Origin of the sequence: Rhodococcus sp. IEGM 1406 (assembly GCF_030056745.1) — a bacterium.
GTDB classification, from domain to species: domain Bacteria; phylum Actinomycetota; class Actinomycetes; order Mycobacteriales; family Mycobacteriaceae; genus Rhodococcus_F; species Rhodococcus_F erythropolis.
Map to the genome: position 1 here is coordinate 1440218 of NZ_JASHKO010000001.1, position 23937 is coordinate 1464154.

Here is a 23937-nt window from a genome sequence, read left to right on the forward strand (position 1 = left end):
CGGTGCTGTGCGCCTTTATTAACCGCGGGCGGTTAATAAAGGCGCACAGCAGTCAGTCACGGACCAGGTGGTACCAGCACGGATGTGCCGCACGGACCGGAAGTGGCGATTCACTCACGTCGGCAGCCGTACTCGAGGCCATCGACCAACCGTCGAATACTCGCATGACGTCCTCCTCGGAGACGCCATGTGGCATCGGCCAACGGTGACCTGGCCCGAATGCGAACATCACCATGGACGCCCCGGGTGCGGTGATCGCGTTGACCGACCTCCCGTAGTCGCGTCGTTGATGATCGGTGAGCCCGTGAAAGCAGCCGATGTCGAGCACCAGCATGTGCCCGCCGTCGACAGCAATGTGCAGGTCTGCCGCGTCCTCGTGGAGGAACCGGACGTCGACGTGTGCTTCACGCGCGTGAATGCGCGCTTTGTCCAGCGGTTCCTGTTCGGCGTCGACGCCGGTGACGTGCCACCCGCGTTGCGCCAGCTCGATGGAATGGCGTCCGGTGCCGCAACCGATATCGAGTGCACGGCCACCTTCAGGGAGGGGAATCGCATCCAGAAGGCCGGACAGTTGAGCGTCGAAGCCGTGACCGGTGTGCTCCCAGGGAGTGACGCCGACCTTGTATGCGAGACGATATCCGAGATTCATCGCTCTCTCTTTTCTCGAGGCGATTCGATTACTTGTATTCCAAGGTAGACCGGCATTTCGGGTGCGACAAGGGTGCGAAGAGGAGGTTCGGTGGGGAATGCCTCCTGGCGCCCGTGCGTTGGATCCACATATGACCGAGACCAACGATGTGACCTCTGTACCGACCATTGTTCTGAACGACGGTAAGACGATCCCCGCACTGGGATTCGGTGTGTTCCAGGTTCCGGACGACGAGACGCAGGAAGCCGTCTCCACCGCCCTGAAGACCGGCTACCGCAGTATCGACACCGCCAAGATCTACGGCAACGAGGTGGGCGTCGGCCGCGCGATCGCCGAATCCGGCATCGCCCGCGAAGACCTGTACATCACGACAAAACTGTGGAACGACGATCAGGGCTACGACTCGACGCTTGCCGCCTTCGACGCCAGCCTCGACAAGTTGGGTCTCGACTACCTCGATCTGTACCTGATCCACTGGCCGGTTCCGTCCAAGGACCTGTACGTCGAGACCTTCAAGGCATTCCAGAAGCTCAAGGCGGACGGACGGGTTCGATCCATCGGCGTCTCCAACTTCACCATCGAGAACCTCGAGCGTGTCATCGGTGAAACCGGTGAGGTGCCGGTCCTCAACCAGATCGAGCTTCACCCCAAGTTCAACCAAGCCGAACTGCGCGCCTTCCACACCGGCAAGGGAATCGCGACGGAAGCGTGGAGCCCGCTCGGCCAGGGAACTGTTCTCGGTGACCCCGTCATCACCGCTATCGCCGACGCTCATGGCGTCACCGCGGCTCAGGTGATCATTCGCTGGCACCTGCAGATCGGAAACGTGGTGATTCCGAAGTCGGTGACCCCCGAACGTATCGCCGCAAACTTCGATGTCTTCGGATTCGAACTGACGCCGGAACAGATCAACGCGATCGGTGTGGTCGACGACCCGGCCGGCCGCATCGGCCCCGACCCGGTCACGCTCGGCAGCTAGAACTTCCGGTAGACCCACAAACGGCACTCCCGCAATCGCGGGAGTGCCGTTCTGTCGTGCGAGGTCAGTTCAGGTGCGTGCGATGTTCTGCAGTGAATGCGATGTGCTCGTCCGCGCGTCCGGTGCGGAGCTTCTCGACCCACTCGGGATCGGCGAGCAGCGCGCGTCCGATGGCAACCATGTCGAATTCACCCCTATCGTACTGAGCTTCGAGACGCTCCAGCCCCGTGACAGCCGATGCGGCGTCGCCGGTGAATGCCGTCGTGAACACGGAGTCGAGTCCGACCGAGCCGACGGTGATGGTCGGCAACCCGGTCAGCTTCTTCGTCCAGCCGGCGAGGCCGAGCTTGCCGTCTTCACCGTCGAGTTCAGCGAACGCCGGTTCCCAGTGGCGCCTCGTCGACGGATGCAGAACGTCGACGCCGGCGTCGACCAGGGGAGTGAGGATGCGGCCGAGTTCAGCCGGGCTCTGGGCGATACGAGCGTCGTAGTGGCCGGACTTCCACTGCGAGAATCGGTAGACGATCGCGAACTCGTTTCCGACAGCCTCTCGGATTGCGGCGACGACCTCGGCCGGGAAACGGGTGCGGGCTTCCAGTGATCCGCCGTATTCATCGGTGCGGACATTGGTTCCGGCCCACAGGAATTCGTCGAGCAGGTAGCCGTGCGCTCCGTGCAACTCGAGCCCGTCGAAACCGGTGTTCTTCGCGTTGAGTGCGGCGTCGACCCACGACTGCTTCAAGGTGTCGAGATCCGAGGTGGTGAATTCTCGTCCCAGACGGGTGCCGTCCAGCGCCAGGCCGGAGGGGCTGACGGTCTCGACCTCGGGGTTCAGACGCGAGTTTTCGCCGCGCTCGACTCCGAGGTGCCACAGCTGAGGAATGATCGATCCACCCTCGGCGTGCACGGCGTCGACTACCGACTTCCAGCCGCCCAGGCTCGAATCACCGTAGATGCGCGGTACGCGGGTGTGCGGGCCGGCTGCCGGGTCCGGGATATAGGTGCCTTCCGTGATGATCAGGCCGACCCCGCCCGCTGCGCGACGACGGTAGTACTCGGCCACGTCGGCGCCGGGGATTCCGTCAGGAGAGAAGGCGCGAGTCATCGGGGCCATCGCAAAACGGTTGCGCAACGAGAGTGATTTGACCTCGAAAGGCTCGAAGAGGCCGCGCAACGCGGGGGCCTCGGGTGCTGTCGATGTGTCGGGAAGAGTCACGGGTTTGTTCAACGCGGCGGACCCTTGACCTATTCCGCCGCCTGACTTTATCTCACCGAAATCTGCAAAAGGTTGCGTACGTTCGGTTTTCGATTGATGTCCACGTCGACCAACTTAGTTTGTGCATTAACTATTAACATGCGATATGGTCGTGCGGAAAGTTCTTGAGGGTGGTATCGAGCACGAAAGAGGACGCGCGAGCATGACAACAACGGTGCCGGACGAGCGGACCGGAGAGCTGGAGCCGATTCCGGAGCGGCCGTACCCGAAGCGTCGTGATCCCAAGGGGTCGTGGATGTTCGACATGATCAAGACCACCGATCACAAGAAGATCGGGATCATGTACATGATCACGGCTTTCGTGTTCTTCTTGATCGGCGGCCTGATGGCCCTGTTCATGCGTGCGGAACTGGCTGTCCCCGGGATGCAGTTCCTCTCGAACGAGCAGTTCAACCAGTTGTTCACCATGCACGGCACGATCATGTTGCTGCTGTACGCGACGCCCGTCGTTTTCGGCTTCGCGAACTACATACTTCCGCTGCAAATCGGTGCCCCGGACGTGGCCTTCCCGCGCTTGAACGCATTCGGCTTCTGGCTCTTCACTTTTGGTGGTTTGATCGTACTCGGCGGATTCCTCACGCCGGGCGGCGCTGCCGACTTCGGTTGGACTGCGTACACCCCGCTGTCGGGTGCGGTGCACAGCCCCGGCGTCGGAGCCGACCTGTGGGTCTTCGGACTGACAGTAGGCGGTCTCGGCACTATTCTCGGTGCGGTCAACATGATCACCACGGTGATCTGTTTGCGCGCACCAGGCATGACGATGTTCCGGATGTCGATCTTCACCTGGAATATCTTCATCACCAGCATCCTGATCTTGATGGCGTTCCCGCTACTGACCGCCGCATTCATGGGACTGTTCGTCGACCGCCATCTCGGTGGACACATCTTCGACCCAGCGTCAGGTGGAGTTCTGTTGTGGCAGCACCTGTTCTGGTTCTTCGGGCACCCCGAGGTGTATATCATTGCGCTGCCGTTCTTCGGCATCGTCTCGGAGATCTTCCCGGTCTTCAGCCGTAAGCCGATCTTCGGATACACCGGTTTGGTTTACGCGACACTGGCGATCTCAGCTCTGTCCATCGCGGTGTGGGCTCACCACATGTATGCGACGGGTGCTGTTCTCCTGCCCTACTTCTCGTTCATGACGTTCCTGATCGCCGTGCCGACAGGTGTGAAGATCTTCAACTGGATCGGCACGATGTGGAAGGGGCAGTTGACCTTCGAATCGCCGATGCTGTTCTCGGTCGGCTTCCTGATCACCTTCCTCTTCGGTGGTCTGTCGGGCGTTATTCTCGCGAGTCCGCCGATCGACTTCCACGTCACCGACACGTATTTTGTTGTCGCCCACTTCCACTACGTGGTCTTCGGTACGGTCGTGTTCGCCACGTACGCCGGTATCTACTTCTGGTTCCCGAAGATGACCGGTCGCATGATGGACGAGCGCCTCGGCAAGTGGCACTTCTGGACCACGTTCGTCGGCTTCCACGGCACTTTCCTCGTCCAGCACTGGCTCGGTGGCGAAGGTATGCCCCGTCGTTACGCCGACTACCTGCCCTCGGACGGATTCACGGTGCTGAACTCGGTGTCCACGATCTTCGCCTTCGTGCTCGGCGCGTCGACACTGCCGTTCATCTGGAACGTTTTCAAGAGTTACCGCTACGGCGAGGTGGTCACCGTCGACGATCCGTGGGGTTACGGAAACTCGCTGGAGTGGGCGACCACCTGCCCACCGCCGCGTCACAACTTCACCGAGTTGCCGCGCATCCGTAGCGAGCGTCCGGCGTTCGAGCTGCACTACCCGCACATGGTGGAGCGAATGAGGGCGGAAGCGCACGTGGGCCTCACCGGGCAACCCACGTCGACGTTGGAGAAGAGTGACGATCGTCGCCAGATTGATTAGTGCGATAATAGTTACTGCACTAATCAATCTGGTAACATCGGATTCATGACGACGAAGGCTCCGCAGACGCAGATGGACGATCCGCTGGCTCTCGACCGGCAGGTGTGTTTTGCACTTGCGGTCGCGAACCGGGCAGTCCTGTCCGTCTACCGGCCACTGCTCGAGCCGATGGGCCTCACACATCCCCAGTATCTGGTGATGCTTGCCCTGTGGGGGAAGTCGCCGATGGCGGTCAAGGAAATCGGGCAGGCATTGCAGCTCGATTCGCCGACACTCTCGCCGCTCCTCAAGCGACTCGAGGCGTCCGGGTTGATCACGCGAACCCGTAGCCGCGCCGACGAACGTCAACTCGACGTCGACCTCACCGAAGCCGGTGTGGCACTGCGTGACGAGGCGGAGAAGATCCCGCCGGCGGTTGTCGCGAAGCTCGGCGTCAGCCTCGCCGAACTCGAAGAACTCCACAACGTTCTGACGCGGGTCAACGAGGCCGCGCTCCGCGCCGGCGCTTTGGACCAATGAGAGAAATGTGATGACCACATCTGAAAGAAACGTGACGACTGCGTCAAGACCGATGCGTACCGAACAGGTGACTTCCGTGACTTCCAAAAACCAACGCACGAGCCCGAATCCCCTTCAGTGGTTGGGTTATTCAGTCGGGCGCAAGTTGCCCGATTCGATGCAGGACTGGGTGCGAAACGACCTGATCGGTGACTGGGCTGTGCCACGTCACCTGATCCGCAGCATGGTGCCGTTCATTCCCGTCTTCGCGGCCTTCATGCTCTTCCCCGGGCCGTGGGCCCTGCGGGCGTCGATGGTGCTGCTCGGAGTGCTTCTGGCGCTGTTCTATTCGGTCTCCTACATGGCTCAGAACAGGTCGCGTCGCCTCGAGCGTCACGGTTTGCCTTCCGACCTCGAGAACCCGAAGAAGATCTCGCGCCACGACGCCGAGAAGGCCGCCTACGAGAAGTTGCACGGCGGCCCCGCGACCTAGACGCTTCGGTCAGATGCCGTGAAGGGCGCTGCCGCCGTTCATCTCGCAGACGCCCTGCTCCATGGCCGCCGAGAAACCACCTTCAGGGTCGGTCGAGCGAAGAGCCGATTCGACGTCCTGCTCTACCAGGTATCCGTTGATTGCGATCGCCGCGGTTGAACCTGCAGCCGCAGCATTGATTACCTGTGCGCGAGGGTCGACGACGTTGCCGGCGCCCCAGATACCGGGAACACTGGTGGCGCCGGAATGATCGACAGCCACGAATCCCGTGGGGCTGGCTTTGCAGCCGAGTCGCGTCAGATGTGCGTCGTTCGGAACGAAACGCGGCGCAACGAACAGTGCTGAGCGCGCAACCAGTTGGCCGTTGTCGAGTTCGACGGCTTTCAGTTTGCTTTTCTCGCAGACCAATCCAGATACCGATCCGTCGGCAACCGTCACTCCTCGGGCAGCCAGTCGCGCGCGTTCGTCGGGGGTGAGCGAGATCTTGTCGGGGAAGAACGTCACATCCGACGACCACTGTCGGAGTAGAAACGCCTGGTGAAGTGACATCTCGCGAGCGTCGCCGCCGAGAACGCCGATCGGTTGGTCGCTGATCTCGTACGCATGGCAGTACGGGCAATGGAGCACGCTTTGCCCCCAAAGCTCCTGGATTCCTGGTATTTCCGGGAGTGAATCCCGTAGGCCGGTGGCAACCAGCACAGTGCGAGTTTCGAGCGTCGTGCCTCCCGACAGTTCGACGACAAAGCCGGGTTCGATACCGCGCCAGGAGATGTCGACTACGTCGTCGCGTTTGAATTCGACTCCGTACGTCTGTAATTCGCTGCGTCCGACGGCGAGCAACTCACCTGGCGCCATGCCGTCTCGCGAGAGGAAGCCGTGCATGTGTGCTGCCGGTGTGTTGCGCGGTTTGCCGGAATCGATGACGGCGACCGAGCGCCGAGCACGACCCAACACCAGGGCTGCACTGAGTCCGGCGGCGCCACCGCCGACGATCACGGCGTCGAGGATCTCTGTTTCAGTGTGTGTTCGCATGAGCACAGATTGCTCGCGGAGGAGGTTCGTCAGCAACTAATGTTGCCATTTCTGGGAATCGTCGTCAGACTCGGCACCATGAATGTCAACGGTCCGCACATCGATGCCGCCATCTCGCAGATCGGCGCGCGCCTCAAACGCATTCGTACACAGAGGAACGTCACGCTCACAGCGCTGTCCGAGTCCACCGGTATTTCGAAGAGCACCCTGTCGAGGCTCGAAGCGGGGGAGCGTCGACCCAGTCTGGAGTTGCTGCTTCCGATCGCGCTTGCCCACCAAGTGCCGTTGGACCAACTGGTTGCGGCACCACAGGTCGCCGATCCACGTATCCAGAGTGCGCCTCGAAGCGTCAGTGGGCGAACGGTATTGCCGCTGACTCGGCAACCCGGTGGGCTGCAGGCATTCAAGATGACCATCCCGGCAAGCCAGACGGACCCCGACCCGCAAGTGCACGACGGCTACGAATGGCTGTACGTCTTGTCGGGGAGGTTGCGGTTGGTGTTGGCCGATCACGACATCGTGATGGGTACGGGTGAAGCTGCTGAATTCGACACCCGAAACCCGCATTGGTTCGGTAGTGACGGCGGCGGCCCGGTCGAGGTACTGAGTCTGTTCGGCCCCCAAGGAGAACGCATCCACGTACGGGCCAAGCCTTCGCCGAAGTGATGGCCAGTCATACTTTCATTCGATGCTGCCGGAAGCGAAGAGGACAGTGAGGATCCGTGCGAATCGAAATTGACGACCTGAGTCGGGATGTGGTCCGTGCTCTACTAACCGAACATCTCGCCGACATGCATGCGACCTCGCCCGCGGACAGCGTTCACGCGCTGGACATCACCGGGCTGACGGATAGCTCCGTGACCATGTGGACGCTGTGGAGCGAAGGTGACGATCTACTCGGTTGTGTTGCACTCAAGGAACGGTCGTCGACCGGTGGCGAGATCAAGTCGATGCGAACCTCATCGGTAGCTCGAGGGCGTGGCGTGGGTACGCGACTTCTTCAACACGTCGTGGACGAGTCGAGACAACGAGGTTACCGGCAACTCGAATTGGAGACCGGCACACAGGACTTCTTCGATCCGGCACGCCGACTGTATGCGAGATTCGGGTTCGTCCCGTCTCCACCGTTCGGAAACTACCGCGAAGATCCGAACAGTGCATTCTTCGTTCTCACCCTGTGAGCAGCTCTCATTCGGTGAACATTCTGGCAGTTATTCGTCGTACTGCGCTCTCGGAGTTCATGATTGCGGTGTCGAGCACGAGCCGTTCCGTGGTCCACGGCTCGTAGTCTCGATCCAGGATTTCCTGCCACGTAGGTAGTACAAGATCCGGGATGTCGACGACTCGCCGTTCTGCGCGTCTGCGATGCTCGTCGGGATCCGAACAGATGACTTCGACACTGAGCAAGCGCGCCGAATTATGTTGTGCGGTAGCGGACCAGGCGTTTCGTGTCGCCTCGACTGGGTTGACGCATTCGACCACGACCGAGAGTCCCAGTCGCAATTGTTCGGCGGCGAGCGCGTACCCGGTGATGTATCCGGCGGTCCCGGATACATCAGCGATACCGCTGCGGATCAGCGACTGTTCGATGGTATCGATCCGCACGTAGGGGATCTTGTGATGCTGAGCAAGCACCCGCGCGATCGTCGATTTGCCGGTGGCCGGCAAACCACCGATCACGACCAGTGCCGCGTCGGCCGACGGCTGGGGGTTGTGTACGGCATCCACCATCCCCGCAATGTACGGGGCGTCGTCGATTCACATCGACTCGCCCCGTACTCCTCTCAGTTCGAGGTCGCGAACTCTCGTGCTTCGAACGCCAGGTCGTCGGCGGCGGATTCCATCCGTGCCGTCGCACGGTTGGGTGCTGTCAGCACGGCGACAATCGGAACTGCCAACGCCAGCAGGCCGAGAACGAAGACGGGGAAGAGGAATGAGAACACTTCGAGTCCCTGCGGCGCCGGGGCTGCCGCGTCGTGAACAACCTCGACTGCGGCCATTCCGGTGTAGTGCATACCGACGACGGCGATGCCCATGATGATTCCGGCGACAAAACGCAGAATCGTGGACTCGAGCACCATGGTGAACCACAGTGCAGCGGTTCCGGCGACGACTGCGATGAGAACCGACAATGCAACGAAGAGCAGGTCGTAGTGGATCTCACCCTGAAAGCGCAAGGCGCGCATGCCGGTGTAATGCATGATGTTCACGGCGAGACCGGTCACCACGCCGCCGATCAGAAGCCGCGTCCAGCGGAATTCGGTCCCGATGATCAGCAGACCGACAAAAACAGCACCTACTGAGATTATCGCGGAGATCACGGTCCATCCGAGGTTGTATCGAATGGGACTGCCGGGGACTGCGAAGCCGAGCATGGCGATGAAGTGCATCAGCCAGATGGCGACACCACCGATCGACAGGGCAGCCATGGCTAGCCATCGCATGCGTGTGGCGGTTGTCGTCGCCGACGCTGAATGCCTGGTGCACGCCAGGCCGACTACCGACCCGACCACGGACACGACGTAGGCGAGCCCGAGCAGCCAGATTCCCATCGAGAAATGGTGCATTTCATCCGACATGCCAGTTCCTTTCGGCGACGATTCGCATCTGGTGATTCATCTAGACGACTGCTTCAGCTGCAAGTCGTTCGAGGGAGTACTCGGTGACGGCGATCAGCGCGCGTTTGGCCGATTCGCGGTTTCGGGCGTCGATCTCGATCATGGGAACGCGGTTGGGTAGCGCCAATGCCTGCCGGAGATCGCTCGCCGAATGGATTGGTGCGCCGTCGAAACGGTTGACCGCCACAATGAACGGGAGCCCTCGCGCCTCGAAGAAGTCGACTGCAGCGAAGCTGTCTTCCAGACGGCGCGTGTCGACCAGAATGACCGCACCGATCGCACCGGTGATCAAGTCGTCCCACATGAACCAGAAGCGGCGCTGTCCCGGGGTTCCGAACAGATAGAGGACCAGGTCGTCGGCGAGAGTGATGCGCCCGAAGTCCATCGCGACCGTCGTGGTGCTCTTGTCGGGAGTGGAACCGAGATTGTCGATACCGTCGCTGGCGTCGGTGACCATTGCCTCCGTGCGAAGGGGGACGATTTCGGAGACGGTCCCCACAAGCGTTGTCTTGCCAACACCGAAACCCCCGGCGATCACGATTTTTGTCGATTTCACGCGAGACGATGAGTCAGAGTGCCCGAAGTCCACTGAGGGTCCTTTCGATCAGTTCGCGTCGCTCGACTCGAGATGCGTCGCTTCGCAGAGTGGCATGTATTTCCAGTGATCCGGCTACTACGAGGTCGGCAACCAGTACCCGCACGACTCCGATCGGAACACCGAGGTGGGCAGCGATCTCGGCAATCGAGATCCGCTGCTCGCAGAGTGCGACGATCGATGCACGAATATCCTGCGGTGCAAGATTGTTCGAGACCACGTCCTCGATCGTCGCGATGATCGCTTCGAGCGGGAGGTCGATGGACGGCAGGGTCCGACCTTCGGTGAGCGCGTACGGCCGGACCAAGCTGGGTTCGGCGTCGTCGTACTCGGATTGATGGTGAGGCATCGAACTCAAATACCCTGCGACGTTCGCGGGGCAATGTCCATCGTGGTCCCGACGCGATCGACGAGAGTCGCCATTTCGTAACCGATCTGGCCGATGTCGCATCCGGCGACAGCGAGGGCGGCAAGGTAAGCGCCGCTACCGACGCCCATGAGAAGCAGGTAGCCGTTCTCCATCTCGACGACGGACTGCATGACGGCCCCACCGTCGAAGAGGCGTGACGCCCCCGCGGACAGGCTGGCGAGTCCGGAAGTGACAGCGGCCAATTGATCCGCCCGATCGAGCGGAAGGTGTGTGCTCGAGGCGGTCAACAACCCGTCGGCTGAGACGATGATCGCGTGACTCACACCCGGCACGTCTCGGGCAAAAGCCGAAACCAGCCAGTCGAGTGCGCGGGGAGTCTCTTGGGCTCCGACAGTGTTCACTGTTCTCCTTCATCGTTGTGCAACATCGTGGACGATTCGAAAGACTGTCCGCCATCGGGCTGATGGTCGGCGGCGCGCCGACGCCCTCGTTGTACTCCGGATTGGTAACTGCTCCAACCACGTTGGACGTCCGCCGGATTGGATGCATGGCGCTGTGTCGTACCGCCTCCGCCGACGGCACCAGGAACCAGGCGGGCTCCGCGGTCTCGAATGGGCAGACCGGAATCGGCGATCTTGGTGACCGGCATCTCGAACGAGGTCCGAGCGGCCAGCCAGCCTTGATCCGCGTCGGTGGTCCACGAACTGCCGGTGGAAGCCGCTGAAGTCTCCGCCGTCGGATCCACGAGCCACTCCGACACCATCCGGGCGAAAATCGGCATCGTGGTCGGAGCAGAGGGTACGCCGTTCGAGTTGCCGTCGCCCGCGCCGTCAGCCCTCGCCGATGCGCGAGCAGAGAGCCCGTCACGGGTGCGTGAGGAGAAGAATGCCGCAGTATTTGTCGGCGTCGGGGCTGAGAGCCGGTGCCGCGGCGGCGGGGTTGTCGACGGTTGTGGACCCACCGGGATCTCGGGACCCTGTGCCGGCGAGGCGAATTCCGGCGACGGAGTACGAACGGGAAGGGACGTCGATGTGCTTGTGCCCTCGGGATCGGGCAGAGGAGCGAAGGACGACACCGAGGTGGCGGGTGCAGCAGTGGTCGGAGTCGAGGTGCTGACTGCCGGTACTCCACTTGTGCCCGGAGTGCGACGTGGCAATCCCGAAGGCGCTGTTGCCGTAGGAGTGGATTGCGGTGTGATCGGGGCGAACGTCTCGGTCCGATCGGTACTGTTACCGGGCGTTCGACGCGGGAGATCAGCGAAACTTCTGGTCGCAGGCCGCGGGGGTGCGGATTCGGTCGGGACGGGCTGTGACCATGACGGTGCAGGCGGTGTGGGAGGGGGAGTCCGATCGAGCGTGGGAACGGGTCCGGTTCGCGGCGTGCGGATCTCGGGTCCCCGAGACGAATCGAGTATCGACGTCGGTAGGAGCACCGTTGCGGTGATGCCGCTGTGCGTCGATGACGTTGCCGTCGGGCGCAGGCGCACAGAGATGTTGTAGCGACGGCTGATTCGGCTCACGACGAACAAACCCATGCGACGCGCTGTATCCGCGCTCATCTCGCCGCCGGCGGCGAGGCGCTCGTTGGCATCGAGGATATCGGCAGGCGACATGCCGATACCGAGATCTGCGATCTCGACGATCATGGAGCCGTCGATAGTGCGGGCAGCGTTGATGGAGACGGTGGTCTCCGGTGGGGAGTACCGCAGAGAATTGTCGAGCAGCTCAGCGATGAGGTGAACGACGTCCGGGGCAGCATGACCGGTGACGACTCCGGGCGGGATCTGCCCGAGTTCGACGCGTCGATACTCCTCGACGCCGGATACCGCGGCGCGAAGGGTATCGCCGAGAGCGACGGGGGCGGTCCTGGCGCGGCGTACATCGGTTCCGGCGAGAACCAGCAAGTTGTCGCCGTTTCGACGCATTCTCGCGGCGATGTGGTCGAGCCGGAACAGATTCTCGAGGCGACGCGGGTCGTCTTCGTCCTGCTCCAACTGTTCGATCAAACCGAGTTGCTGGTCGACGAGGGACTTGTTACGCCGCGACAGCGTTTCGAACATGTCGTTGACCTGGCGCCGCAGGGTGGCCTGCTCGCCGGCAAGCGTGATGGCCTGACCGTGCATGTCGTCCACCGCGCGTGCAAGCTCGCCGATTTCCTCGTGGGTGCGGATCGGGACACGGGCGAAGTCGAGTTCGTCGGTACTGGCACCTGCGCGAATTCGTTCGATCGCGTCGGGGAGTCCGCGTCGTGCGGCCTGCAATGCGGCAAATCGCAACCGGCGGATCGGATCGATGAGCGATCGGCTGATGACGAGGGCGATGGCCAGTGCCAGCAGGACCGCGCCGAGCACGATTGCAGTGTCACGGAGTGCTGCGGTTCGTGCTGCATTGGATTCGGCGGTGACGGTGTCGCCGAACTCGGTGACGGTGGTGTCGGTCAGGCTGTTGTACTGGTCGTTGCCGGATTTCAGATCGGCGCCGACGCGGCTCCCCAGAGGAGAGGTCGACGGAGTTGATCCGAGGGCGTTGATCCGGTTCTGAGCAGAGTTGCTGAGGGTCTGGACGGTGTCGTTACTCCCGTCGATGGCCAGAATGTTGTTCAGAGCGACCAGTTCGGCACCGGCAGCACTGACCATCGACGTACGAGCTTGCTGGTCCGGATCACCGGAGCCGAAGAGGATTCGTTGTTCGGCCAGCGCTCGTCGCGCTTCCCAGAGTGCGGAGAGTCGACCACCTTGTTCGCGCAGGACAGGGCGTTGAGAATGCTCGACGACGCTGGTGAAGGTGCTCGAGAGTGCGCGCGAGACTTCGCCGACCCGCGAAACCAAGCGTGCGGGAGCCACCGCGCCGGCGGCGATCTCCTCGGTGATGGAACGGCTCTCGGCGAGCGCCGAAGTCACTTGGTCGTTGAGGTCGCCGTCGGACTGGAACGCGCGCGCGGCGTCTACCAGTTGGTCCATTGCGTCCGAAACTGCTTGTGTTGCCGGGCCGGTGTCAGTGCGTGCCGATGCGGCTTCGGCGAGTTCGTACAGTGCGGATTCGAGGTTGATCGCCGCGGGCACTGCGAGGGCACGCTCGGACGAGGAACTCAGCTGTGCGGCTTCTTCGAGTTCTGTCTGAACTCGAAGTGCGCCGAGGACGACGGCGACGATCATCGGCAATGCGAGAACGGCGATGACCTTCCATCCCAGGCGCCATTCGCCGATCGACCACCAAGAGGTTGTCGTGTGTGAATCGTGTTTCATGCGGAACATGGCCCCTTCACGTCAACCCCCCGTGGGTCATTGCCCGAACCCCTTCAATCCGGTTTGACCAGAAGGGGTAGTTAGCTGAACGGTAACAGACTGTTCGCTGGCTCGCTACATCCCAGTTGGCTTCATGGATCGCCGATGACTATATCCGGATTGTAAGGCCAGGTGAAAGGGTAAACGGACAAGTGCGGCGAATGGGATAGTCGGGTTGTTCGATTCGGTAACTCGTCGACTCGTTGATATGCGGCGCGCGGGAATCTCCGGAGGGATCTGACTCAGGACCTGACATCGAAGACACGTCCGAACGAGTCGCACTCGCATGTCAGACTGTGGAAACCGCACCGATGACCGAATCGAACCTTGGAGCCATAGTGGGTGGACCTGCTCGCGACGCGTTGCGCGCGATCGCCGAACTGCTCGCCCCTGACAGCACTGTCGTCATCGACCGTGTCACTCTCGCGATCGACTATCCGGAACGGTATGTCGAAGTACAGAACGAGCTGTACTCACAGACGCTCGAGAAGCCGCACCCGGAATTGGGGTGGTTTGCTCTCGTCGACGCGTTGCACGACCGAAAACTCCTGGTCTGGGTGGACTGGAACGAGGACGCTGCCGAGGTTCTCGGTCAGCTGAGAGCGCTCGCGTCGGCGCCGACAGGATCGTGGGAGTGGGCGCAGAGTCTTGCCATGACCTTCGATCGAGCTGCCGGACTCGAATCGCTTCTCGCTCGAGTCGGCGACAACATCACCGAGACGGGCGTTTCACTTGCCTGGCTCGACAGCGACAGCGATACGTTTCTCATCGCGCTCGTCCCGAGTGTTCACGGTGCAACACTCGTCGAACTCGCGCTGGCAGCCGGGCACTGCGTGCGCGTGTTCTAGAGTCTCAGCGTTTGCCGAGCAGGCGGCGCAATCCTTCGATTCGATCGCTCAGTCTGGGCGGCGTGCGCTCGGGATCCATCAGTGCATTTTCAGCGAGCACGTGGTCTTCGCCGTCGACTGTATTCCGGTCGAATTCGCGCAGACTGCGAGCGTCGGAGGTCGAGAGAGCGCGAACCGTCGACAACAGTGACTGCTCACCCAACGCGTCGTCGACTTCTTCCTCGGTGACGTCGAGGTGCTCGCTGAGTAGCCGGCGCCTCAATCCGATGATCGAGGCGCGCAACTCGACATCTGCGTCGTCGTCGGATTCGACGGCGATGTCGCACTCGGTGTCGAAGCCCATCGAACGGTTGTTGAGGTTCGACGACCCGATTCGCAGGAGGCGATCGTCCATCACGAGGACCTTGGCATGCACGTAAATTGGTGCGCCGGAAGAGGTCACGGGATAGAACGCACCGAATCGGTCGTGGATATCGGCCGACCACAGCAAATGCAGCAGGTCGTGGCGTGCCCCGTCCATCACCTTTTGTTCGAGCCATCCATCGGCATTGCGCGGAATGACCAGAACGATCTCCGGCCCGTCGGCCTCACGTAGACGCGCGGCAATCGCCTCGGCCAGCGTGCGTGAGGCGAGGTATTGGCTTTCGATGTACAGCGTGTGTTCTGCCCCGGCGATGGCCGCGAGATAGAGCGCCTCGATCTCGCGTACCTCTGTGCGTTCGCCGAGTTCCGGCAGCGTTCTGGCGATGGCCACGTCGACGACGCGCAAGGTGGGAGCCAAATTGACCGGCCACGGCGTCGCAGTGCTCTGGACCGGTGGGAGGTCCTCTCCGGTTGCGGATTTCCAGCGTGCCCGCGCTAATTCGCCGATGGCCGCGGCAGCATTGCCGTCGACCGCCGTGGTTGCGTCATGCCAAGGGCCGTAACGTCTTCCGCTCGGTGTGATCCGGTAGTCGTTGCGGTCGACGTGATCCGAGGTGTCCCAGCGGTCCACCGTCATGTCGATGCCGCCGCAGAATGCCAGAGCGTCGTCGATGACGATGATTTTCTGATGGTGCGCCGCACCAACCGGGTGGGCACCGTCGATCTCGAACCGAAGGCGCTCGTCGGTCAGCCAGTTGGACACGAAGACGGGAGTCATGCCGCGCCCAATTGCGGTGAACGCGCCGATGTTCCATTTGAGTACGAGGATTTCGAGGTCGGGTTTCTCGCGGACCAGCCAGCGGAGGAACATTCCCAATCGGTTGGGGCCGTCGAGCGTCTGCTTGCCTGGTTCGAGTTTGATGCGCGTGTCGAAGTCCCAGCCGATCAACATGATTCGATTCTCGGCTTGCAGCATTGCGGACTTCGCATGATGAAAGTAGTCAGCGGCGTCGACGATGCAGGCAAGATTGTCGGCCGGTTCGATGCGCCAGCAGGTTTCGCCCGGAATCAGTATTCTGTTCATTCGCCGATTCCCAGGTACGCGGTCAGTTCGCGCGCCGCCGCTTGGCCGGCGCGGTTGGCTCCGATCGTCGACGACGACGGTCCGTATCCCACCAGGTGTACGCGAGGGTCGGCTTCGACCTGCGTGGCGAGGCGCCCGGTCATCGGGATTCCGCCACCCGGTCCGCGCAGGTGCAACGGCGCCAGGTGATCGAGTGAGCTACGAAAACCGGTGCACCACAAGATGACATCGGCGTCGACGACGGTACCGTCGGCCCACTTCACGCCGTTCGGAAGGATTTCGGAGAACATCGGCAGACGATTCATCACACCGCGCTCTCGCGCTGCCTGGATGGCAGGCGTCACGGGGAGGCCGGTCACCGAGACAACGGATCCCGGTGGCAGGCCGCGTCGTACACGATCTTCGACCATGGCAACCGCAGCGCGGCCGATGTCCGGCGTGAACGGCTCGTCGCGGAACTCGGGTTCGCGCCGCGTCACCCAGGTAGTGGTCGTGACGCGTGAGATCTCGTCGAGCAGTTGGACGGCCGAGATACCGCCGCCGACCACCACAACATGTTTGCCTTCGAACTCCGCAGCGGTTCGATAGTCCTTCGTATGGAGTTGTCGGCCACGGAAGGACTCGGCCCCGCGATAGTGGGGGATGAAGGGGCGCTCCCAGGTTCCCGTCGCGTTGATCAAGCCTCGCGCCGCGAACACTCCCTGGTCGGTTTCGATTCGCAGTCGCTCTTCCCTCGGACACACCACCCGTGTGTGTACCGGGCGGTGGACGGGAAGTTCGAATTGCTTTTCGTACAGTTCGAAGTAATGGGGGACCGCCACCGATGCAGGCACTTGTTCGGCGTCTGTACCGGTGGTTTCCGCGAAGGACATTCCCGGGAGGTCGTGCACACCGTTGACGGTGCTCAGTGTCAGGCTCGGCCATCGGAACTGCCACGCTCCGCCCGGACCGGACGCATGATCGAGCACCACGAACCCCGATTCGGGTTCGATTCCGAACTTGCGCAGGTAGTACGCGGCGGAGAGTCCGGCCTGTCCCGCGCCGATCACCACCACGTCAACCGGGTGTGGTTGCTGTGCGGCAAGGTCGTCTGTACTCATCGGTAATCTAACCTCCTGATGTACAGAACTTAGCTGCAGAGAAGTACGCGGACGGTAGCGGCGCCTCGGAACTCCTGTGTGTCGAGCCTTCCAGAAACGAAAGTGAGCGGACATGATCGGGTTCTCCCGTGACGGCAACGTCGTGACCATCGAGTTGCAGCGTCACGAGCGTCGTAATGCGCTCAGCGCCGAACTCTGCATCGCAATACGGGACGCGATGAACGCGGCAGTCGCCGAGCATGCGCACGTTGTCGTCATCACCGGTGAGGGATCGGCGTTCTGTGCAGGCGCGGACCTGTCCGGCGACGTCTACATGGAGGGCTTCACCGACCGCTTGTTCGAAATGCTCCGGTCGATCGACACGGCGCCCATCCCCGTGATTGCCGCTGTCAACGGTCCGGCCATCGGCGCCGGTACCCAGCTGGCCATCGCGTCGGATCTGCGCGTCGTGGCACCGACCGCTCGCTTCGGAATCCCCGCGGCCACCCTCGGAGTCTCGGTGGACAAGTGGACCATGCGTCGGCTCGCGTCGCTGGTCGGCGGCGGTCCGGCGCGTACCATTCTGCTCGGCATCGAACAGATCGGCGCCGAGGAAGCTTTCACGCGCGGTCTCGCCAACAAGCTCGGAACCCTCGACGACGCTCAGGAATGGGCGCACCGCATCGCCAATCTCGCACCGCTGTCGTTGCGGCACATGAAGATGGTTCTCAACGACGACGGCACCATGGAGGCACAGTCTCCCGAGCAACTCGACGCCCTCCACGCCGCCTGGCTCAGCGAGGACGTCCAGGAAGCCCGCGCCGCCCGCATCGAGAACCGCCCTCCCGTATTCAAGGGAAAGTAAAGCTCGTTGCAGGGAAAACAGGCACCAGGCACGCGGGACAGATAGTGGCTACGCTCGTCTGAATGAAGAAGACGACGGTTCTCGGAGTTGCGGCTGTTGCCGCGGCGACAGGGTGGGTGGCGCGAGCCGCATGGGGAATCCCGACGCAGATCGGGGCGTCGCGAAACACAGTGCAACCGTATGCGGCGATGTCCCCGCGATACCGGGACCGCCAGTTCCACAACTCGGAGCCCAGCAGCACTCTGATTCCGGGCACCGATGCCGGGATGTTCAAGTCGATGGCTACACGGGGGTCGACGGGTCGGCCGCGTCAGCCGATTCCGTTGGCCACTCCGCTGGCGCCGTCGGTAGCGGGTGACGCGGCCGTGACGTGGTACGGCCATTCGAGTGTTCTCGTCGAGGTCGACGGTTACCGCGTTCTCGCCGATCCGGTGTGGAGCGAACGCGTATCACCCTCGGCCACAGTAGGTCCCGCACGGATGCATCCCACTCCAGTGGCCTTGGCTGATCTACCGACGGTAGATGCGATAGTCATCTCGCATGATCATTACGACCACCTCGACATGGCGACGGTCAAGATTCTGACTCGCACCCAGACCGCTCCGTTTGTCGTTCCGATCGGTATCGGGGCTCACCTGCGGCACTGGAAGGTGCCAGAGAACCGGATCGTGGAATTGGACTGGGACGAGTCGACAAAAATCGACGACCTGGTTCTCACGTGCACCGAGGCTCGTCACTTCTCCGGTCGTGGCCTCGTCCGGAACACGACGCAGTGGGCGTCGTGGGTATTCGCCGGTCCGAAGCACCGGGTGTTCTTCGGCGGAGACAGCGGATACACATCACGTTTCGAACAGTTGGGTGAAACCTATGGGCCTTTCGATCTGACGCTTCTCCCCGTGGGCGCGTACGACGTGCGCTGGCCGGACATTCACATGAATCCGGAAGAGGCAGTGCAGACACACATCGACCTCAACAAGGGCGACGGATCGCGCGGTGTCTTCGTCCCGATCCACTGGGCGACCTTCAACCTCGCGTTTCACTCGTGGTCGGAGCCGATCATTCGCCTCAACGAGTCGGCCGCAGAGGCGGGCACAACAGTGTCGGTCCCGATGCCTGGCGGCAGGATCGACGCGTTGTCACCGACACCGCCGTCGAAGTGGTGGATACCGCTGGGCTGACTGCGGCCCTTGCTCGAAAGTCACCCGGGATCTTCCTCAATCCAGTCGGATTCCGAACCAACCCCCACGTTGGTACTGCAGTTGATGCGTCACTTGTTCGCTGGTGAGGTCGGGATCGGGTTGTCGTTTCGGTTCCCATAGTTGTGTGACACTTTCGGATGCGGATGCGATGCCTTCTCCGTCGAGGGTGACAACCTTCTCGTCCATTCCCAGCTGAGGCCATGCAGTTGCGACATCGATCGGCCCGGCAGGCGGTATCGGAGCCAGCAAATACTCACCGCGCACTGAGCCCGAGCGGCTTTCAGCCGTGCGTAACTCCAGCAGCGAGCCTCGCGTTCTTTGCGCGGTGGTCACCGATGATCCGTCCGCGAAACCGAGGCCGAGGAGTAGCGGCGCGCTGAAATGTGTGAACGTGGGACGCCCGTCGTAAGTGCCGAGACTCAGCGAGAGTGCCGGATCTCCGTAGCGGGCATCAATCGCGAACATCATCCCGAACGAGTAAACCCGAATCGCCGACAACCAGACAACCACGTTGTCGGTCCGGTTGAGGTCGAGAGTAATCGGCAGGTCGACGGGCCGTTCGCACCGAAGCGCCTCGTCGAGACCGTTGTAGACGTATTTCATACCGTTCCTCGATGGCCTTCTCTGCTCGTTCCGGCCAGCATCGCAGAACCGCGGCCCACGGGTGTGATCTTCGTGTAGCCGTCATTGCCACACGAGTCCGACCCTGATTAGTTGCTCCGGGTGCGTAATCTTTGACCATGGCTCACGAGCACACCAGTTCAGAAGAGACAGCAGTGGCGGTAGCGCCTGAGCGATTGCCGGACGACGTAGACGTCGCCCGCGGTCTTACCGCCGATCAGGTTGCAGCAAGGATCGCGTCGGGACAAACCAACGATGTACCGGACCGGGCGTCCCGCTCGGTCAAGGACATCATCCGCGGCAACGTCTTCACACGCATCAACGCGATCCTGACCGTGTTGTTGGTGATCGTGCTCGCGACGGGCTCGATCATTGACGGCATGTTCGGGTTGTTGATCATCGCGAACAGCGGTATCGGCATCATCCAGGAGATCCGCGCCAAGCGCACGCTCGACGCTCTGGCCATCGTGAGTCAGGCCAAGCCCATGGTCAGGCGTGACGGCGTCGCCGTGGCAATGGCGCCCAAAGATGTTGTGCTCGATGACATTATCGAACTCGGATCCGGTGACCAGATAGTCGTCGACGGTGAGGTGGTCAGTTCTGCCGCACTCGAGGTCGACGAATCGCTGCTCACCGGTGAGGCTGATCCGGTTCACAAGGCGAGCGGCCAGCAAGTGCTGTCGGGCAGTTTCGTTGCCGCAGGTAGCGGCGCGTACCGCGCCACCAAGGTCGGTGGAGATGCATACGCGGCCAAGCTGGCCGAAGAGGCGAGCAAGTTCACCCTCGTGCATTCGGAACTGCGCAGCGGTATCGACAAGATCCTGAAATTCATCACCTATCTGATGATTCCGGCGGGAGCGCTGATCATCTTCAATCAGCTCTTCACGATCGGCTTGCCGATCCGACCCGCGCTCAACGGCATGGTGGCAGCGCTGGTTCCGATGGTTCCCGAAGGCCTTGTGCTCATGACGTCCATTGCTTTTGCGGTCGGTGTCATCCGATTGGGCAAGCGCCAGTGCCTCGTTCAGGAGTTGCCGGCGATCGAAGGCTTGGCCCGTGTCGACGTGGTGTGCGCGGACAAGACCGGAACGCTGACCGAGAACGGCATGCGCCTGTCCGAGGTCGACGTGGCGCCGGGTGGATCAGGGGAGTCTGCAGTCAAGTCAGCGTTGAGCGCGATGGCTGCGTCCGACCCTCGCCCCAACGCGAGCGTTCTGGCGATTCGCGAGTCTCTCTCCGACGATTCCGGTTGGGGCGAAGCCACCGCGCTCGCGCCGTTCTCCTCGGCGAAGAAGTGGAGTGGCCAGTCGTACGGCAGTCACGGCAACTGGGTGCTCGGTGCCCCGGACGTGCTGCTCGATCCCGACTCGGAGATGGCCCGCAAGGCAGAAGAAGTGGGTTCGAGCGGACTTCGTGTCCTCATGCTCGGCAGCAGCAACCTTCCCGTCGACGACGCCGACGCGCCGGGCACCGTCACCCCTGAGGCTCTGGTCGTACTCGAGCAGAAGGTGCGTCCGGACGCACAGGAGACGTTGGAGTACTTCGCGAGCCAGAAGGTCGCGGTCAAGGTCATTTCCGGCGACAACGCGGTTTCCGTCGGTGCCGTTGCCGGTTCCCTCGGGCTCGAGGGTGGTGACCGTCCCATCGACGCGCGGGATCTTCCCAGCGATCAGGAAAAGCTGGCGGACACTCTCGACGGAGCAACGACGTTCGGTCGAGTACGACCGGATCAGAAGCGGGAAATGGTCGCTGCCTTGCAGTCTCGCGGACATACCGTCGCGATGACCGGTGACGGCGTCAACGACGTGCTCGCCCTCAAGGACGCCGACATCGGAGTCTCGATGGGTTCGGGCAGCCCGGCTACCCGAGCCGTGGCCCAGATCGTGCTGCTGGACAACAAGTTCGCGACGCTCCCGTACGTCGTCGCGGAAGGCCGCCGAGTGATCGGCAACATCGAGCGTGTGTCGAATCTGTTCCTGACCAAGACCGTCTACTCGGTGGTGCTCGCGTTCCTGATCGGCATCACCGGCGTCCTGTCCCAGGTCTTCGACTTCGAACCGCTGCCGTACCCGTTCCTGCCCCGCCACGTCACGATCGCGGCGTGGTTCACGATCGGTATCCCGGCCTTCATCTTGTCTCTGGCACCCAACAACGAGCGCGCGCGAACCGGTTTCGTCTCCCGCGTGATGCGTCTGGCGTTGCCGTCGGGCCTGATCATCGGCATCACCACGTTCATCTCCTACGTGTTGGCTTACCAAGGCCCCGACCAGACGGAGACCCAGAAGATCCAGGCCGGAACCAGTGCACTCATCACGTTGATCATGATCGCCGTGTGGGTCCTGGCCGTCGTTGCTCGGCCGTACGTGTGGTGGAAGCTCGTTCTGATCGGCGGTTCGGTTGCCGGGTACCTCATCCTGTTCGCGCTGCCGTTCACTCGTGAGTTCTTCAAGCTTGATCCGAGCAACGTCGCTGCGACGACGCTCGCGATCACCCTCGGCGCTATCGGCGTTGTGCTCGTGGAACTCTCGTGGTGGATCAGCGCACGCCTGCACGGGGAGAAGCGGAAGATTTTCGCGACGCCCGACGACCTGCCCGGCGAGCATCACCACGCCCACAGTGAGTAAGTAGTTTCAGCGTCTGAACATCTGCACCCAGGCAATGCGATCGCCGCCGCGCTTCTTGGCCCGGTACATCGCATTGTCTGCGTGCTCGATCAGTTCGTTGACAGCCCGATCCGGTAAGTCCGTCTCGGGACAGAGGTAGACGCTGACGCCGGTACTGGCGGATACGGGATAGGGATCGGAGTCGGACGAGACCGCCGAATGTATCTCGGTGGCGACCTGTTCGATATCTCCTCGATCGACTCCGCGCAGGACGACGAACTCGTCGCCGCCGATTCGCGCCACCACTGCCTCGGGCCCGGCGGCAGCGATGAGGCGGTCAGCGACAGCGGTCAACGCGTCGTCACCTGCTACGTGACCGTGCGTGTCGTTGAGGATTTTGAACGAGTCGACGTCGATGAGCAGTGCGATCAGAGCCTGCGTTCGATCACTGCGCAGCAGATGCTGTGCCTCGTCCTGGAGTCCGCGGCGATTGAGTGTCGCGGTGAGGTAGTCCCGGTGAGCGTTTCGTGCGTCGTCGGTCAGGCGCAGCCAGACGATCTGCAGAATCCACGCGGTGGAGAAAACCACACCGGCAACCATCAGATAGAGATTCACGACCACCCAGTCGTCGTTGACCGGCTCGGACATCGCCATGGCAGCGAGCGTCGTGCAGACAGCAAGAGCCCAGCCGATGTGGGTCACGGCAACACGCGGACTGTGAACTATCGCCGTGTAGAAGCCGATCATGATGAACAGGACGCAACCCAGCGTTCCGACGAACGCTGTGCGAACCGCGAAGAAGAGCGTGACGGCGAGCCAGAGGTCGGCCCAGACGACAAAGGCCACGGATTGGCGCCAGGTGGGCCACGATTCGTTTCGCACCCAACGGCAACCGGCATAGACCCCGCTGATGGTCCCGACTGCGAGGATGGACCGTGCAAGGGCGGAATCGGAACCGAAGCGGCTCAACTGCATGGTCGCCGCGATCAGCGCGAAGAGAAAACACCACACCGCGACTAATTTGCGTCCGGGAACGGTCAGCCCGCGAGTGTCGAGGAATCGGGGGAGCCAGGTGTAATCGGTGCGATCCGACCACCACCGGGACAGCAGTTCACGCGTGGGGTGGGGGTCGCTCCCCGTCCCGCGCAGTCCTGCATTCAATCCGGGCACCTGTCGATGTCGATGGGTGATCAATCAGCTATTGGCGGGTTAACGCTACCTCGAGTTGCGCGCGGCTCGAACGCACGGACCTGCTTTCTGGCGTAGAGGCCGTCGACCTGTGAGAATCGAAGGGCGCGGAGGAACGATTCCGCCGAAGGATGTGCGTCAGCACCGGGAGAGGACACGGACATGGGTTTCTTGGACAACGTCAAGGGATTGGTCGAAAAGGGCCAGGAGCTCGCAGCGGAGAACTCCGACAAGGTTCACGACGCGATCGACAAGGTGGCCGACATCGCCGACGACAAGACCGGCAACAAGTACGGCGATCAGATCGACAAGGCAGCCGAGGCCGCCAAGAAGGCTGTTCCCGAAAAGCAGTAAAACCGGATTCGGCCATACCGTTGCTCAGGGGCCCGTAACCGAA

General features: G+C 62.1%; 24 protein-coding genes. 11 read left to right on the forward strand and 13 right to left on the reverse strand.

The features are described 5' to 3' along the window. Positions 1 to 52 precede the first annotated feature (52 nt). On the reverse strand, positions 53 to 649 hold the full coding sequence (locus QM596_RS06975) for a class I SAM-dependent methyltransferase (protein ID WP_020908736.1): 597 nt from the start codon (positions 647 to 649) through the stop codon (positions 53 to 55). Positions 650 to 779: 130 nt separating this feature from the next. Between QM596_RS06975 and QM596_RS06980 the strand changes: the two genes are divergently transcribed. Further along, entirely contained in the window at positions 780 to 1628 is an 849-nt protein-coding gene (locus tag QM596_RS06980) for an aldo/keto reductase (RefSeq protein ID WP_283308447.1), read from the forward strand. A gap of 64 nt (positions 1629 to 1692) precedes the next feature. Here QM596_RS06980 and QM596_RS06985 read toward each other — a convergent pair whose 3' ends face one another. Next, entirely contained in the window at positions 1693 to 2844 is a 1152-nt protein-coding gene (locus QM596_RS06985; protein ID WP_020908734.1) for an NADH:flavin oxidoreductase, read from the reverse strand. A 202-nt stretch (positions 2845 to 3046) separates the two neighbouring features. Between QM596_RS06985 and ctaD the strand changes: the two genes are divergently transcribed. From ctaD to QM596_RS07000, 3 genes are read left to right on the forward strand one after another with little or no spacing between them, the layout of a single operon-like run. Continuing rightward, complete coding sequence (gene ctaD, locus QM596_RS06990; protein WP_046379038.1) at positions 3047 to 4801, forward strand: aa3-type cytochrome oxidase subunit I; 1755 nt, start codon at positions 3047 to 3049, stop codon at positions 4799 to 4801. Between the two features lie 45 nt (positions 4802 to 4846). Next, positions 4847 to 5320, forward strand: coding sequence for a MarR family winged helix-turn-helix transcriptional regulator (locus QM596_RS06995; RefSeq protein WP_019744857.1), 474 nt, complete (start codon positions 4847 to 4849; stop codon positions 5318 to 5320). Positions 5321 to 5372: 52 nt separating this feature from the next. Next, complete coding sequence (locus QM596_RS07000; RefSeq protein WP_283308774.1) at positions 5373 to 5792, forward strand: DUF5313 family protein; 420 nt, start codon at positions 5373 to 5375, stop codon at positions 5790 to 5792. A 9-nt stretch (positions 5793 to 5801) separates the two neighbouring features. On the opposite strand, the gene QM596_RS07005 is transcribed toward QM596_RS07000, so the two are convergent. Beyond that, on the reverse strand, positions 5802 to 6830 hold the full coding sequence (locus QM596_RS07005) for an NAD(P)/FAD-dependent oxidoreductase (RefSeq protein ID WP_069146491.1): 1029 nt from the start codon (positions 6828 to 6830) through the stop codon (positions 5802 to 5804). Between the two features lie 33 nt (positions 6831 to 6863). Here QM596_RS07005 and QM596_RS07010 point away from each other — a divergent pair, with 33 nt between their 5' ends. Next, complete coding sequence (locus tag QM596_RS07010; protein ID WP_019744854.1) at positions 6864 to 7490, forward strand: helix-turn-helix domain-containing protein; 627 nt, start codon at positions 6864 to 6866, stop codon at positions 7488 to 7490. Positions 7491 to 7546: 56 nt separating this feature from the next. Then, positions 7547 to 8005, forward strand: coding sequence for a GNAT family N-acetyltransferase (locus QM596_RS07015; protein WP_019744853.1), 459 nt, complete (start codon positions 7547 to 7549; stop codon positions 8003 to 8005). 7 nt (positions 8006 to 8012) lie between these two features. Here the strand turns inward: QM596_RS07015 and QM596_RS07020 are convergent, their stop codons facing one another. From QM596_RS07020 to QM596_RS07045, 6 genes are read right to left on the reverse strand one after another with little or no spacing between them, the layout of a single operon-like run. Further along, positions 8013 to 8555 carry a P-loop nucleotide/nucleoside kinase family protein gene (locus QM596_RS07020; RefSeq protein ID WP_029255988.1) on the reverse strand — a complete coding sequence of 181 codons (543 nt, stop codon included), beginning with the start codon at positions 8553 to 8555 and terminating at the stop codon, positions 8013 to 8015. Between the two features lie 53 nt (positions 8556 to 8608). Beyond that, positions 8609 to 9403, reverse strand: a complete 795-nt coding sequence (locus tag QM596_RS07025) for an MHYT domain-containing protein (protein WP_019744851.1) — start codon at positions 9401 to 9403, stop codon at positions 8609 to 8611. Positions 9404 to 9443: 40 nt separating this feature from the next. Then, positions 9444 to 10031, reverse strand: coding sequence for a GTP-binding protein (locus QM596_RS07030; protein WP_003940118.1), 588 nt, complete (start codon positions 10029 to 10031; stop codon positions 9444 to 9446). Continuing rightward, the gene (locus tag QM596_RS07035; protein ID WP_019744850.1) at positions 10012 to 10386 is read right to left on the reverse strand and encodes a DUF742 domain-containing protein; all 375 of its coding nucleotides are present in this window, start codon (positions 10384 to 10386) and stop codon (positions 10012 to 10014) included. Before QM596_RS07035 ends, QM596_RS07030 begins: the two co-directional genes overlap by 20 nt. A gap of 5 nt (positions 10387 to 10391) precedes the next feature. Continuing rightward, positions 10392 to 10808, reverse strand: a complete 417-nt coding sequence (locus QM596_RS07040) for a roadblock/LC7 domain-containing protein (RefSeq protein ID WP_003940329.1) — start codon at positions 10806 to 10808, stop codon at positions 10392 to 10394. Continuing rightward, complete coding sequence (locus tag QM596_RS07045) at positions 10805 to 13651, reverse strand: ATP-binding protein (RefSeq protein WP_229756535.1); 2847 nt, start codon at positions 13649 to 13651, stop codon at positions 10805 to 10807. The genes QM596_RS07040 and QM596_RS07045 overlap by 4 nt, the downstream gene beginning before the upstream one ends. Positions 13652 to 14001: 350 nt before the next feature. Between QM596_RS07045 and QM596_RS07050 the strand changes: the two genes are divergently transcribed. Continuing rightward, positions 14002 to 14538 carry a DUF6630 family protein gene (locus QM596_RS07050; protein WP_232816879.1) on the forward strand — a complete coding sequence of 179 codons (537 nt, stop codon included), beginning with the start codon at positions 14002 to 14004 and terminating at the stop codon, positions 14536 to 14538. 4 nt (positions 14539 to 14542) lie between these two features. Here QM596_RS07050 and QM596_RS07055 read toward each other — a convergent pair whose 3' ends face one another. Beyond that, entirely contained in the window at positions 14543 to 15985 is a 1443-nt protein-coding gene (locus QM596_RS07055; protein ID WP_283308453.1) for a phospholipase D-like domain-containing protein, read from the reverse strand. Next, entirely contained in the window at positions 15982 to 17085 is a 1104-nt protein-coding gene (locus QM596_RS07060; RefSeq protein WP_046379033.1) for an NAD(P)-binding domain-containing protein, read from the reverse strand. Before QM596_RS07060 ends, QM596_RS07055 begins: the two co-directional genes overlap by 4 nt. Before the next feature lie 112 nt (positions 17086 to 17197). On the opposite strand from QM596_RS07060, the gene QM596_RS07065 reads away from it, so the two are divergent. Next, a complete protein-coding gene (locus QM596_RS07065) occupies positions 17198 to 17929 on the forward strand; it encodes an enoyl-CoA hydratase (protein ID WP_020908724.1) in 732 nt (243 codons plus the stop codon). Positions 17930 to 17991: 62 nt separating this feature from the next. Further along, positions 17992 to 19107: an MBL fold metallo-hydrolase gene (locus QM596_RS07070; RefSeq protein WP_092763063.1), complete on the forward strand. Its 1116-nt coding sequence runs from the start codon at positions 17992 to 17994 to the stop codon at positions 19105 to 19107. A 36-nt stretch (positions 19108 to 19143) separates the two neighbouring features. Here QM596_RS07070 and QM596_RS07075 read toward each other — a convergent pair whose 3' ends face one another. Continuing rightward, complete coding sequence (locus tag QM596_RS07075) at positions 19144 to 19731, reverse strand: hypothetical protein (RefSeq protein ID WP_283308455.1); 588 nt, start codon at positions 19729 to 19731, stop codon at positions 19144 to 19146. A gap of 137 nt (positions 19732 to 19868) precedes the next feature. On the opposite strand from QM596_RS07075, the gene QM596_RS07080 reads away from it, so the two are divergent. After that, positions 19869 to 22373, forward strand: coding sequence for an HAD-IC family P-type ATPase (locus QM596_RS07080; RefSeq protein WP_019744843.1), 2505 nt, complete (start codon positions 19869 to 19871; stop codon positions 22371 to 22373). Positions 22374 to 22379: 6 nt separating this feature from the next. Here the strand turns inward: QM596_RS07080 and QM596_RS07085 are convergent, their stop codons facing one another. Next, positions 22380 to 23522: a GGDEF domain-containing protein gene (locus QM596_RS07085; RefSeq protein ID WP_046379031.1), complete on the reverse strand. Its 1143-nt coding sequence runs from the start codon at positions 23520 to 23522 to the stop codon at positions 22380 to 22382. 180 nt (positions 23523 to 23702) lie between these two features. On the opposite strand from QM596_RS07085, the gene QM596_RS07090 reads away from it, so the two are divergent. After that, positions 23703 to 23894: an antitoxin gene (locus QM596_RS07090; protein ID WP_003940164.1), complete on the forward strand. Its 192-nt coding sequence runs from the start codon at positions 23703 to 23705 to the stop codon at positions 23892 to 23894. Positions 23895 to 23937 lie beyond the last annotated feature (43 nt).

Bases quoted from the DNA above. Each gene is read 5' to 3' on its own strand.
- QM596_RS06975 (WP_020908736.1), bottom strand. From the start codon at position 649: ATGAATCTCGGATATCGTCTCGCATACAAGGTCGGCGTCACTCCCTGG.
- QM596_RS06980 (WP_283308447.1), top strand. From the start codon at position 780: ATGACCGAGACCAACGATGTGACCTCTGTACCGACCATTGTTCTGAAC.
- ctaD (WP_046379038.1), top strand. From the start codon at position 3,047: ATGACAACAACGGTGCCGGACGAGCGGACCGGAGAGCTGGAGCCGATT.
- QM596_RS06995 (WP_019744857.1), top strand. From the start codon at position 4,847: ATGACGACGAAGGCTCCGCAGACGCAGATGGACGATCCGCTGGCTCTC.
- QM596_RS07000 (WP_283308774.1), top strand. From the start codon at position 5,373: ATGCGTACCGAACAGGTGACTTCCGTGACTTCCAAAAACCAACGCACG.
- QM596_RS07010 (WP_019744854.1), top strand. From the start codon at position 6,864: ATGTTGCCATTTCTGGGAATCGTCGTCAGACTCGGCACCATGAATGTC.
- QM596_RS07020 (WP_029255988.1), bottom strand. From the start codon at position 8,555: ATGGTGGATGCCGTACACAACCCCCAGCCGTCGGCCGACGCGGCACTG.
- QM596_RS07025 (WP_019744851.1), bottom strand. From the start codon at position 9,403: ATGTCGGATGAAATGCACCATTTCTCGATGGGAATCTGGCTGCTCGGG.
- QM596_RS07035 (WP_019744850.1), bottom strand. From the start codon at position 10,386: ATGCCTCACCATCAATCCGAGTACGACGACGCCGAACCCAGCTTGGTC.
- QM596_RS07045 (WP_229756535.1), bottom strand. From the start codon at position 13,651: ATGAAACACGATTCACACACGACAACCTCTTGGTGGTCGATCGGCGAA.
- QM596_RS07050 (WP_232816879.1), top strand. From the start codon at position 14,002: ATGACCGAATCGAACCTTGGAGCCATAGTGGGTGGACCTGCTCGCGAC.
- QM596_RS07055 (WP_283308453.1), bottom strand. From the start codon at position 15,985: ATGAACAGAATACTGATTCCGGGCGAAACCTGCTGGCGCATCGAACCG.
- QM596_RS07060 (WP_046379033.1), bottom strand. From the start codon at position 17,085: ATGAGTACAGACGACCTTGCCGCACAGCAACCACACCCGGTTGACGTG.
- QM596_RS07065 (WP_020908724.1), top strand. From the start codon at position 17,198: ATGATCGGGTTCTCCCGTGACGGCAACGTCGTGACCATCGAGTTGCAG.
- QM596_RS07070 (WP_092763063.1), top strand. From the start codon at position 17,992: ATGAAGAAGACGACGGTTCTCGGAGTTGCGGCTGTTGCCGCGGCGACA.
- QM596_RS07075 (WP_283308455.1), bottom strand. From the start codon at position 19,731: ATGAAATACGTCTACAACGGTCTCGACGAGGCGCTTCGGTGCGAACGG.
- QM596_RS07080 (WP_019744843.1), top strand. From the start codon at position 19,869: ATGGCTCACGAGCACACCAGTTCAGAAGAGACAGCAGTGGCGGTAGCG.
- QM596_RS07090 (WP_003940164.1), top strand. From the start codon at position 23,703: ATGGGTTTCTTGGACAACGTCAAGGGATTGGTCGAAAAGGGCCAGGAG.